At 48.8% G+C, this 12,465-nt stretch carries 8 protein-coding genes; 7 read left to right on the top strand and 1 reads right to left on the bottom strand.

Annotation, left to right across the window (positions count from 1 at the left end; all coding sequences use genetic code 11):
* Positions 1 to 122: 122 nt before the first annotated feature.
* The 5 genes from nirB to cobA all read left to right on the top strand — a co-directional run bounded on the left by nirB (position 123) and on the right by cobA (position 9,223).
* The gene (gene nirB / locus M1D98_RS01880; protein ID WP_456279943.1) at positions 123 to 2,438 is read left to right on the top strand and encodes a nitrite reductase large subunit NirB; all 2,316 of its coding nucleotides are present in this window, start codon (positions 123 to 125) and stop codon (positions 2,436 to 2,438) included.
* A gap of 6 nt (positions 2,439 to 2,444) precedes the next feature.
* Positions 2,445 to 4,577 carry an assimilatory nitrate reductase catalytic subunit NasC gene (gene nasC, locus M1D98_RS01875; RefSeq protein WP_456279942.1) on the top strand — a complete coding sequence of 711 codons (2,133 nt, stop codon included), beginning with the start codon at positions 2,445 to 2,447 and terminating at the stop codon, positions 4,575 to 4,577.
* A 120-nt stretch (positions 4,578 to 4,697) separates the two neighbouring features.
* Complete coding sequence (nasD, locus tag M1D98_RS01870) at positions 4,698 to 7,115, top strand: NADPH-nitrite reductase (protein WP_010331341.1); 2,418 nt, start codon at positions 4,698 to 4,700, stop codon at positions 7,113 to 7,115.
* Positions 7,116 to 7,147: 32 nt separating this feature from the next.
* On the top strand, positions 7,148 to 7,468 hold the full coding sequence (gene nirD / locus M1D98_RS01865; protein ID WP_039075896.1) for a nitrite reductase small subunit NirD: 321 nt from the start codon (positions 7,148 to 7,150) through the stop codon (positions 7,466 to 7,468).
* Positions 7,469 to 7,771: 303 nt separating this feature from the next.
* Positions 7,772 to 9,223, top strand: coding sequence for a uroporphyrinogen-III C-methyltransferase (cobA, locus tag M1D98_RS01860; protein ID WP_121641851.1), 1,452 nt, complete (start codon positions 7,772 to 7,774; stop codon positions 9,221 to 9,223).
* Positions 9,224 to 9,455: 232 nt separating this feature from the next.
* Here the strand turns inward: cobA and ffoR are convergent, their stop codons facing one another.
* Positions 9,456 to 10,466 carry a ferredoxin--NADP(+) reductase gene (ffoR, locus tag M1D98_RS01855; protein WP_121641850.1) on the bottom strand — a complete coding sequence of 337 codons (1,011 nt, stop codon included), beginning with the start codon at positions 10,464 to 10,466 and terminating at the stop codon, positions 9,456 to 9,458.
* A gap of 162 nt (positions 10,467 to 10,628) precedes the next feature.
* Between ffoR and M1D98_RS01850 the strand changes: the two genes are divergently transcribed.
* A complete protein-coding gene (locus M1D98_RS01850) occupies positions 10,629 to 11,483 on the top strand; it encodes an alpha/beta fold hydrolase (protein ID WP_121641849.1) in 855 nt (284 codons plus the stop codon).
* Between the two features lie 97 nt (positions 11,484 to 11,580).
* Entirely contained in the window at positions 11,581 to 12,465 is an 885-nt protein-coding gene (locus M1D98_RS01845; RefSeq protein ID WP_456279941.1) for a permease, read from the top strand.

The raw sequence follows: 12,465 nt of genomic DNA, 5'->3' as shown, positions 1-12,465 counted from the left end.
GACCATCTTTTTCTGGAAAAGACTTGTGTCAGTTTTTGTGACACGTTTAATGCGTTGACCATGCATTGTGACATAATTTTTGAAAGGAACACTTATTTGCTGCGCCAAAGGAGGTCTGGCACATGAAGAAACAAAGGTTGGTGTTAGCAGGGAACGGAATGGCTGGCATCCGCTGTATTGAAGAAATTTTAAAGCTAAATCGCCAAATGTTTGAGATTGTCATTTTCGGAAGCGAACCGCATCCCAACTATAATCGCATTCTCTTATCCTCTGTTTTGCAGGGTGAGGCGTCACTCGATGACATTACACTGAACAGTAAGGATTGGTACGACAAGCACGGGATTACCCTTTATACAGGCGAAACGGTTGTTCACATTGATACAGATCAGCAGCGGGTCAGCACGGACCGGAAACGCACCCTGTTTTATGACAAATTGATTGTGGCAACAGGCTCCTCCCCATATATTCTCCCCATCCCCGGGGCGGACAAAAAAGGCGTCTATGGATTTCGAACAATAGAAGACTGCCAAGCATTGATGAGCATGTCAGAATACAATCTAAAGGCAGCGGTAATCGGAGCTGGATTATTAGGACTGGAAGCCGCAGTCGGGTTACAGCACCTCGGCATGGATGTCAGCGTCATTCACCACGCCGCCGGCATTATGCAAAAACAGCTCGATCAAACGGCATCGAGGCTGCTGCAGACGGAGCTGGAGCGGAAAGGCTTAACCTTTCTTTTGGAGAAAGACACCGTATCCATTTCTGGGGCCTCGCGGGCTGACGGCATTTGTTTTAAAGACGGCTCTTCACTGAAGGCAGACTTGGTTGTAATGGCGGCTGGCGTAAGGCCGAATATTGAATTGGCTGTATCAGGGGGAATCGCAGTCAACCGCGGGATCATCGTGAATGACTGCATGCAGACGAGCGAACCGAATGTATATGCCATCGGGGAATGTGCCGAGCATAACGGAACAATATACGGTTTGGTACCGCCGCTTTATGAGCAGGGAAAAGTTCTCGCCAGACATATTTGCGGCGATCTATGTGAGGGATATCAAGCCTCGGCACCATCCACGGCTTTAAAAATAGCCGGAATTGATGTGTGGTCAGCCGGAAAGGTTCATGAGGATGAACGCACGACGAGCATCAACATTTGCGATGAACAAGCAGGCATCTATAAAAAAGCACTCTTTGAGGATGAGAAACTGGCCGGCGTTATTTTAATCGGAGACACGCGTGACAAGCAGCGTTTTCTCGACAGCCTGCTCAAACAAAGAGACATCTCGATCGTGAAAAAGCAGCTATTCGAACCGAAGGAAAACGGCACGTTATTTGATTCTATGTCTTCCAGTGAAACGATTTGCCAATGCAACTCAGTGACGAAAGGCGCGATTGAAGACACGGTACACACGAAAGGCTTAACCACTGTCGAGGAAGTCAAGCACTGTACCAAAGCATCCGGCTCCTGCGGAGGATGCAAGCCGCTCGTGGAAAACCTTTTGAGGTACATGGCCAGCAGCGAATATGCAGAGCCCGCCGGCACACCTACGTTTTGCGGCTGCACTGATGTAACAGAAGACGGCATCATCGCTGAGCTTCAACGCAGACCATTCACCGATCCGGCGGAAGTCATGAGCCAGCTTGGCTGGAAAACAAAAGACGGCTGCCACAAATGTGTTCCGGCGATTCAATACTACATGGAAAAGCTGCAGCCCGATTTTGTTCAGTCTGAACCAGAGGCCGAAGATACGTGCATCCTGATTCCGCAAATGTACGGCGGACGCGCAACCGCGGAGCAGTTAAGAGACATCGCCAACATCATCGAGGCATACAGCATCCCAGACGTATCGTTCACTCACAGCCAAAGATTGAAGCTTTCCGGGATCAAACCCGCGGATCTCCCGAACATCAGAAAACACCTGAAAATGCCCGCTCGCTCAAACGAACACCGCCGCACGCTGCAAAGTGTCAAAGCATGTACATGCGGACAAAACCGATCGATTCAGCAGCTGGCAGCTCAAATCGAGAGGCAACTTGAGGGGCTTTCCATGCCCGCTTCCATTTCTGTCAGTCTATCATGTGAAACAGACTGTACCGATGCCGCCATACAAGATGTCGGCGCGATTCGGACGCACGCTGGCTGGGACATTTATATCGGCGGGGTCCGGGGAACTCACGCCCGTTCCGGATCCCTGTTTTTCGTGACAGACAACACAGACAGCACTGCCGGCATGATCAAAGGGCTGATCCAATATTATCGTGAGACGGCGCATTACTTAGAAGCCGTTCATCAGTGGATCGACCGTCTCGGAATTGTGCACATCAGAGAAGTGCTATTGGAAGAAGACCTTAGGACGCAGCTGCTGGAAAGTCTTCAAACAGACCTGTCGATGATTCAAAACCCGCCCATACAGGCAGGCTCACATAAGAAAGGATGAGGCATTTTGACTGAACGACTGCTTAGATATTTCCGCGATAAACAGCAAGACATCCAATCAGAAAAAACGTATGACACCCAATGCCCGTTTTGCAGCATGCAGTGCAAAATGCAGCTCGTGGAACAAACCATCGTCACACGAAAAAAGTTCACAGCGATCGGGATTAATCATCCTACGACACAGGGCCGATTATGCATGAAGGGCATGAACGCCCACCAGCATGCACTGAACGCCTCCCGCGTCACCCGGCCGCTGCTCAAGAAAAACGGCGAATTTATGCCTGTTTCCTGGGAAGAAGCACTGAATCACATCAAAGACCGAGTGACAATGATTCAACACGAACACGGCCATGACGCCATGGCGGTATACGGAAGCGCCTCAATTACGAATGAAGAGGCATACTTGTTAGGGAAGTTCGCACGGGTGGGCTTACAGACAAAATACATCGACTACAATGGGAGATTTTGTATGTCCGCCGCTGCAACCGCAGCCAATCAAACATTCGGTGCGGACAGAGGTTTAACGAATCCCTTAGCAGACATCCCCCACACCCGTGTGATCATTTTGGCCGGCACCAATATTGCGGAATGCCAGCCTACGATGATGCCGTATTTTGAAAAAGCGAAAGAAAACGGCGCTTACATCATTGCCATTGATCCCCGCGAGACAGCGACAACGAAAATCGCCGATCTTCATCTGAAAATCAAACCCGGCACAGACGCCGCCCTTGCCAACGGTCTCGTCAAAATCATCATCGACGAACAGCTCGTAAACACTGACTTCATTCGATCACGAACAAATGGATTCAAAGAGCTAAAACAGCATACTGACACGTTGAGCCTGAATGATATCGCTGATCAAACAAGTCTCCCGCTGGCGCACCTGCGAAAAGCCGCTGTAAAGTTTGCCAAGGAAACGTCCGGCATGCTGTTTACAGCGCGCGGGATCGAACAGCAAACCGATGGAACGGCGGCTGTAAAAGGCTTCTTAAACATGGTGCTCATCACAGGAAAAATCGGCAAACCTTACTCGGGCTATGGGGCGATCACCGGACAAGGCAACGGGCAAGGCGCCAGAGAGCATGGCCAAAAAGCCGATCAGCTCCCGGGCTACCGTTCTATCGAAAATGAAGAACACCGGGCGCATATTGCGAGAGTGTGGGGAATCCATCAGGATGAACTCCCGCGAAAAGGAGTCTCAGCCTATGAAATGATGGAAAAAATCAACGGCGGCGATATCAAAGGGCTGTTCCTCATGTGCTCCAACCCTGCTGTCTCCAGCCCAAATGCCAATCTCGTGAAAAAAGCGCTGAGAAAACTGACATTCTTTGTCGCAATCGATATGTTTATGTCTGAGACGGCGACATACGCAGATGTGATTTTGCCCGCCTCCTCTTATTTAGAAGATGAGGGCACCATGACAAATGTCGAAGGCCGCGTGACATTAAGAGAAGCAACCCGCCCATGTCCCGGTGAGGCAAAGCATGATTGGCAGATCATTTGCGAGATCGCATCCGCGCTCGGGAAAGGCCGTTATTTTTCTTACGCGTCAGCTGAGGAAATTTTTCATGAGTTGAGAGAAGCGAGCCGGGGCGGGATTGCCGATTATTCGGGCATCACATACGACAGGCTCAGACGTGAAGGCGGCATTCATTGGCCGTGTCCGGAAGCTGATCACCCCGGAACCGGGCGCTTGTTTGCGGACTCATTCGCACATCCGGATCAAAAAGCGGCACTAAGTGTCATTCCAAACGACCCGGCAGTTCCAAAAGAGAAGCCGACAGCCGATTACCCGCTTTATTTAACGACAGGCCGAGTCATGGCTCACTACTTAACAGGCGTCCAAACGAGAAAAAGCGCCGCCCTTGCCGCGAGACATTTTGAATCATTTATGGAAATCCATCCGCAAACAGCAGCGTCCTTTCAAATTGAAGACCGTGTGCTCGTAAAAATAGAATCGCCGCGGGGGAGCATCACCGTCCGCAGCAAATTATCAGATCAAATCAGAAAAGACACCGTTTTTGTTCCCATCCATTGGGCAGATGCTCAAAATGTGAATGATTTAATCGGCGAGACCTTAGATCCAGTCTGCAAAATGCCCGGTTTTAAGGTGTGCGCCGTCCGAATCAGGCCTATTTAAATTTTTCATAAAATTTTTAGAACTTTTCGTATATTTTGTTACATTTTATAACATGCATCTTAAATATTTCTTTTTGCTGTGCTACGCTGGAAAAAACATTGATAAGGAGCGGATCATCTGATGGGAAAAAAACAGCTAGTTCTTGTTGGAAACGGAATGGCCGGGGTAAGGGCCATTGAAGAGATACTGAGTGTTGCAAAAGACGAGTTTCAGATCACAATTTTCGGTGCCGAACCGCATCCCAACTATAACCGAATCCTGTTGTCAAAAGTGCTTCAAGGCGATACAGACATTAAAGATATTACGTTAAACGATTGGGACTGGTACGAAGAAAACCATATTCAATTGTATACAAATGAAACAGTCATCAAAGTGGACACGGAAAACAAAACAATCATCACAGATGCAGACAGAATCCAGCCTTATGACGAATTGATCCTGGCAACCGGATCTGTCCCTTTTATCCTTCCGATTCCGGGCGCAGACAAAAAAGGCGTCACAGCTTTCCGGGACATAAAAGATACAGACACGATGCTCGCCGCGTCAAAACAATATAAAAAAGCAGCCGTCATCGGCGGAGGCCTGCTTGGTTTGGAAGCCGCACGCGGGCTCTTGAATCTCGGCATGGAGGTCTCTGTCATCCACCTTGCCCCATTTCTGATGGAACGGCAGCTTGATGCAACGGCGGGGCGCCTGCTGCAAAACGAATTAGAAAAACAAGGAATGACATTTTTACTTGAAAAACAAACCGAAGAAATTATCGGTGATGGCCGTGTCGAAGGCCTCCGCTTCAAAGACGGCACAAGCATTGAAGCGGATTTAGTCGTCATGGCTGTCGGCATCCGCCCGAATACACAGCTTGGCGCGGAAAGCGGCATTCCGGTGAACCGCGGAATCATTGTCAACGATTATATGGAAACTGAAATCCCCCATATTTATGCGGTCGGCGAATGCGCTGAGCACCGGGGAATCGCTTACGGGCTCGTGGCGCCGCTTTATGAACAGGCAAAAGTGCTGGCGAAGCATATATGCGGCATCGAAACAAAACCGTATGAAGGTTCCGTCCTCTCTACTCAGTTAAAGGTATCAGGCGTCGAGGTTTTCTCCGCCGGTGACTTTGATGAATCAGAGGAGAAAAAAGCGATTAAAGTCTTCGATGAACAGGATGGCATCTATAAAAAAATCGTCTTGAGAGGCAATCAAATTGTCGGTGCTGTTTTATTCGGCGACAGCAGCGAGGGCAACCGCCTGTTTTCTATGATTCAAAAAGAAGCCGATATCACTGAAACCTCTAAAATCTCAATCTTACAGCCTCTCAACCAAGAAGCCGGCACAAGCATTACCGCAGCGATGAGCGATGATGAAATCATCTGCGGCTGTAACGGCGTGTCAAAAGGTGACATCATTCTAGCCATACAGGAAAAGGGCTGCTCGTCAACGGACGAGATCAAAGCATGCACCGGTGCATCCCGTTCATGCGGAGGCTGTAAGCCGCTCGTAGAAGAAATCCTCCAACATACGCTCGGATCAGACTTTGATGCGTCAGCGCAAAAAGAAGCGATTTGCAGCTGCACCACATTGTCAAGAGATGAAGTCGTAGAACAAATCAAGGCCAAAGGGCTGTCACATACAAGAGAAATCATGAACGTACTCGGCTGGAAAACGCCAGAAGGCTGTTCCAAATGCCGGCCGGCCCTGAACTATTACCTAGGCATGATCAATCCAACCAAATACGAGGATGATCGGACTTCCCGCTTTGTGAACGAACGAATGCACGCCAATATTCAAAAAGACGGAACATATTCAGTCGTGCCTCGGATGTACGGCGGCGTGACCAACTCCACAGATTTGCGCAAGATCGCCGATGTCGTCGATAAGTATGAGATCCCGCTCGTGAAAATGACCGGCGGCCAGCGGATTGATCTCATCGGCGTGAAAAAAGAAGACCTTCCGAAGGTATGGGAAGATCTTGATATGCCGTCAGGCTACGCGTACGGAAAGACACTGCGCACAGTAAAAACATGTGTAGGCCAGCAATTCTGCCGCTTCGGCACGCAAGACTCCATGGCATTAGGCATCGACCTTGAGAAAAAATTTGAAGGACTCAACACGCCACACAAAGTGAAAATGGCCGTATCTGCCTGCCCGCGAAACTGTGCAGAGTCCGGCATTAAGGACCTTGGCGTTGTCGGCATCGACGGAGGCTGGGAGCTTTACGTCGGAGGAAACGGCGGAACCCATTTACGCGCCGGTGATTTGCTGATGAAGGTGAAAACAAATGAAGAAGTCTTAGAATACGCAGGCGCCTACCTGCAATATTACCGGGAAACCGCAAACTATCTGGAGCGTACTTCCGCATGGCTTGAGCGCGTCGGTTTATCCCATGTCCAATCCGTATTAAACGATCCGGAAAAACGGCAGGAGCTAAACGGCCGAATGAACGAAACACTCTCTGTCCACAAGGATCCATGGAAGGGCTTTTTGGAAAACAAACAAAGTTCTAATGAATTATTTCAAAACGTCGTGACCACATCATAATGACAAAAAACAAACATGAAGGAGGAATGGACATGGTAAACAAAGGCGTAACAAAAGTATGGATCAGTAAAATTGAAGAATTACCTGAACAATTAGGCAAAACAGTGTATATTGAAGATAAGGAGCTCGCGGTTTTTAAGCTTTCAAACGGAAGCATCCGGGCCATCGAAAATCGCTGTCCGCACAAGGGCGGCGTCCTGGCGGAAGGCATCGTCAGCGGCGAATATGTTTTCTGCCCGATGCACGACTGGAAAATCTCTTTAGAAGATGGAATCGTCCAAGAACCAGATCACGGATGTGTCAAAACATACGAAACGCTGGTCGAAGGAGAACATGTTTATCTTTTATATTAACCAAACCACCGAATCGCTTTTCAAGTGATTCCCAGATTGTTGACAACATCCTAAAGCGGGTTAAGGTTTTAGGATGTTGTCCTCTTTTCAGTGTTGAAAACCCTTGAGTTCAGGACGGCCGAGCATGGGCGCAGACTTCCGCATCATTCGGTGACAGCGGCGCTCGTGCAGGACGCTTGTAGCCGCTCGCCTTTTTGAGCGAGCGCCAATGCGCGAGCCTGATAACGAATGCAAGAGCTTGTTGACACGCTTTGGATCACTTTTCAAGTGACCCTTCATTTTTCACAGTGACGGAAGGATGACATGATCATGAAGAACGGAATCGTATATTTCGTGGGAGCGGGCCCCGGCGATCCCGGGCTGCTCACCATTAAAGGGAAGCAGGCGCTGAAGGAAGCGGATGTCATTTTATATGACCGGCTCGCCAACCCGAAGCTGCTCGAATTCGCATCATCAGACTGCCAATTTATTTATTGCGGAAAACTGCCAGACCGCCATTTTATGAAACAAAGAGACATTAATGCCCTGCTGGTTGAAGAAGCATCAAAGGGATTAACCGTCGTCCGTTTGAAAGGCGGAGATCCGAGTGTATTCGGCAGAGTAGGCGAGGAAGCAGATGCTCTCCATGAGCATGGCATCCGCTATGAAATGGTGCCGGGCATCACCTCCGGAATTGCAGCGCCGTTATATGCCGGCATCCCCGTCACGCATCGGGATTTCGCATCGTCTTTTGCCATGATTACCGCGCATGACAAATCATTAAAAGGAACCCCGAATCTGGACTGGGAGGGGCTTGCCCGAAGCGTTCAAACCCTTGTCTTTTACATGGGCATCAAGAATTTATCTTATATTTGCCAGCAGCTCATCGCATACGGAAAATCGCCTTCTGTCCCTGTCATTGTGGTCCAATGGGGAACATGGGGCCGCCAGCGGAGCGTGAAAGGATCGCTTGAGAACATTCAGCAAAAAGTACAGGAACACCAGATTACAAACCCTGCGATTATCGTCATCGGGGATATCGTCAATTTTCAAACACACAGCTGGTTTGAAAGCAAACCGCTCATCGGACAGCATATGATGGTGGTCACTCATGGCGAAGATGAAGACCCGCTTGCAGACAAGCTGCGTGCTTCCGGTGCCGATGTCATCGAATGGCCGAAATGGCGGATTGAGAACATGCCTGTCAATGAAGAGATTCTTCGAAAAATCGGCACCTTTGAAGACATTTTTTTCACATCGCGCCATGCGGTTTGTGCATTTTTCCAAGCGCTGGCATCCAAGAAAATCGACATCCGCCAGCTGACAGCCCGACTAAGTGCGGCATCTGAACATGCAGAGACGGAGCTTGAGAAACGGGGTTTTCTCGTCTCGTTCGTTCAGCCAGATTCAGAAAAACGTCTTGTGGTCGGGAGCCGTCATTCAGTGGAAAACATGCAGAAGCATGAGTCCTGTTCGTTTTATATCACCCATGAAAACGTCATAGATGACCGGTTCACCCACATGATTCAGCGAACCGTCAATGAATCTCCGCTGCACATGATCATCTGTCCGAGCAAACCGTCCGTTCAGCAATTGATCAGCACAGGCGAACAAATCGGCATTTCACCGGAACCATCAGCGAACCGGCCTCCCATCGTCTGTATAGGTGATGACTCAGTTGCCGGCGCTTATGGATTCACCGTTGTTCAAGAACAGGATGAATTGTTTGCTTTGATTCAGAATCAACAGGCGGAAAAAAAGCTTCTTCACAGCTGATTGCTCACAGCCCTTTCCTTAAAGGGCTGTTTAGCGTGTCGACAAACCCTCGCATTCGTTGTCAGTCCTGCGCGTTGGTGCTCACGAATTGCTGCATTCGCTGTGCTCCAATGCTCGTCCTTCCTAGACTTCAAGGGTTTTCAATCACGCTGAAAAGATGACAAAGTCATAAAACGAAAACCGTTTTATGACTTTGTCAACAATCTGAGCAGCCCTTTTCTCAAGGGCTGTTTTATTTATGCACCAATTTTTTGTGATGGGTTGAATACATCGCCATATTCTCAGCCTTAGGGTCCAAATAAGCCTTCGCGCTGTTGACCGCTGTAGGGCCTTCTGCAAAGCCGCCGGCAATCAATTTCAGCTTGCTTTCATAAAAAGCCGCGTCACCCGCCACAAACACGCCCGGAAGGTTCGTCCGCATATGTGTGTCCGCTTTTACCCTGCCTTCTTCAATCTCCAGCCCCCACTCCTTCATCGGTCCGAGATCAATTTTAAAACCATGATTAATGATCAGCTCGTCAACCTCTATGTCTTCCCTCTGGCCTGACGCAGTATGACAAACAGTCACGCTTTGGATGCGCTCCTCATCGCCGCGTAGCTGCTCCAGACGATAGGGCGTGAGCACCCGCACCGATGATTGCTTCATTTTCGTCACGCTGCTTTCCATTCCGCCGAATTCCTCGCGCCGGTGAACAACAGTCACAGACGCCGCAATCGGTTCCAGCTCATTGGCCCAATCGACTGCAGTATCACCGCCGCCTGATATCACGACCCGCTTGCCTTTAAAGGCATCAAGCTTCTCCACTCCATAATGAAGATTTTTGCCCGCATACCGGGTCGCATCCTCACTGTCAAACTCATTGACCTCAAGCGTTCCCATGCCAACAGCTAAAATCACGGTACGAGTATAATGCTTTTCTCCTTCAGAACCTGTCAGCACAATGGTGCCGTCTTCCAGGCGTTCAAATCCGGTCACACGCTGATTCAGCACGATGTCGGGATCAAACGTCGCCGCCTGCTCCTTCAGCTGCTCGATCAGCTGCTTTCCCGCAATCCCCGGTATTCCGCCGATATCGCGTATGATTTTCTCAGGAAAGAATAAAGACACTTTGCCTCCGAGCCGCGGCAAAAATTCGATCACTTTCGTTTTCAGCTCCCGCATCCCGCAGTAAAAAGCCGTAAACAGCCCGATCGGCCCCCCGCCTATCACCGTAACGTCATATACCTCTTGATTCTCAGCCATCCGTCCTGCCTCCCGTTCACATCTATATCAAAACCACTTTAATTGAGAATGAATATCAATACAAAGTATATCATATTTCATGACTTGTGTTTATTCATTTCTCCTCCTTGTGGTAAATGGTTGAAAGCCCTATAATAGGCAGAAAACAAATGGGAGAAACAGATGAAAAGACGAGTCGAAACGATCACTATTGAAGGACATACGCTTGAATATTCCGTTGCGGGCAAGGGAACCCCCATTCTTGTCATGCATGGCGGACATTCAAATTGTTACGAGGAGTTCGGGTACACAGGACTGATTGAACAGGGGTATTCCATCATCACGCCTTCAAGGCCCGGTTACGGACAGACGTCAAAAGAGATCGGAAAAAGTCTTGCTGAGGCCTGCCGTTTCTATGTAAAGCTATTAGATCATCTGCAAATTGACAGTGTGCATGTGATGGCCATCTCAGCAGGAGGCCCGAGCGGCATAAGTTTTGCTTCACATTATCCTGAAAGGGTAATCACTCTGACCCTGCAATCCGCGGTGACCAAAGAATGGCTCACCCCAAAAGACGCTGAATATAGAATGGGAAAAATCCTCTTCCGCCCGCCTGTGGAAAAGTGGATATGGAAGCTGATTTCTTCTCTGAATAACGCCTTCCCGCGTTTGATGTTCAAAGCCATGAGCCCGCAATTCAGCACGCTTTCGTTTCAGAGAATCAAGACCATGATGGACGAAAAAGACATTGAAGCATTTCGGAAAATGAACAGCCGGCAGCGCTCCGGTGACGGCTTTCTGCTAGACTTGTCACAAACCGCCGCTATCTCTTCAAAGGAGCTGCAGGCCATCTCATGCCCCGTATTGATTATGCAAAGTGTTTATGATGGTTTTATCGACAAGTCACATGCCCATCATGCTAAAAAACACATTCCTGGCGCTGTTCTCTGTTTGCTTCACTCATGGGGGCACCTGATTTGGCTCGGGAAAGACGCTGCTGAAACAGATAGAATCATATTCGAATTTTTAGAATCCTAAACAAAGTGAAACAATTTTTCCTCCTCCTCCGTCAAACAAGCAGTGCTTTTTTTTCTGATATGATAAAAGGCAGCTTAACATGAGCGGAGGTTTTATTGTGACAGCACAATCATCTTTTCTTCAGCTGAATTCAATTTTTATCAGCATTTTAATAGAAGCCATTCCGTTTATTCTGATCGGCGTCATCCTTTCCGGAATCATTCAAATGTTTGTTTCTGAAGAAATGATTGCAAGAATCATGCCAAAGAACCGCTTTCTCGCTGTTTTATTCGGCGCGCTGGCCGGCGTTTTATTTCCCGCCTGTGAATGCGGCATTATCCCAATAACGAGGCGTCTGCTGTTAAAGGGGGTTCCTCTGCATGCGGGCGTTGCTTTCATGCTGACCGCGCCTATCATCAATCCTATCGTCTTATTTTCTACTTTTATTGCGTTCGGGAATAGATGGAGCGTTGTCTTTTATCGAGGCGGACTGGCGCTTGCCGTTTCGTTGATCATTGGAATCATCTTATCCTATCAATTTAAGGATAACCAGCTTTTAAATCCTGAGGAACCCGGGCATCACCACCATCATCACCACACCCTGCTACAAAAGCTGGGAGGGACCTTGCGGCATGCCATTGATGAATTTTTCTCCGTGGGGAAATACTTAATCATCGGCGCCTTTATCGCAGCCGCTATGCAGACGTATGTCAAAACATCCACTCTGCTTGCGATCGGGCAAAATGATGTATCTTCTTCCCTTGTGATGATGGGGCTGGCGTTTGTCTTGTCGCTCTGTTCAGAAGTCGATGCGTTCATCGCGTCTTCCTTCAGCAGCACATTTTCATTAGGATCGCTCATCGCCTTTCTCGTATTTGGGGCGATGGTGGATATTAAGAATCTATTGATGATGCTTGCGGCCTTCAAAAAACGATTTGTTTTCCTGCTGATTACGTACATTGTCGTGCTCGTCTTAGCGGGATCACTACTGGTAAAGGGGTGA

This window comes from Bacillus sp. K7 (genome assembly GCF_053903245.1).
The sequence above is the reverse complement of the archived record's forward strand: the minus strand, read 5'-3'. Positions and strand labels throughout refer to the sequence as shown.

What these genes read in the sequence shown, in the direction of transcription:
- cobA (WP_121641851.1), top strand. Translation starts at nt 7,772, where the DNA reads ATGATCATGAAGAACGGAATCGTATATTTCGTGGGAGCGGGCCCCGGC.
- nirD (WP_039075896.1), top strand. Translation starts at nt 7,148, where the DNA reads ATGGTAAACAAAGGCGTAACAAAAGTATGGATCAGTAAAATTGAAGAA.
- ffoR (WP_121641850.1), bottom strand. Translation starts at nt 10,466, where the DNA reads ATGGCTGAGAATCAAGAGGTATATGACGTTACGGTGATAGGCGGGGGG.
- nirB (WP_456279943.1), top strand. Translation starts at nt 123, where the DNA reads ATGAAGAAACAAAGGTTGGTGTTAGCAGGGAACGGAATGGCTGGCATC.
- nasD (WP_010331341.1), top strand. Translation starts at nt 4,698, where the DNA reads ATGGGAAAAAAACAGCTAGTTCTTGTTGGAAACGGAATGGCCGGGGTA.
- M1D98_RS01850 (WP_121641849.1), top strand. Translation starts at nt 10,629, where the DNA reads ATGAAAAGACGAGTCGAAACGATCACTATTGAAGGACATACGCTTGAA.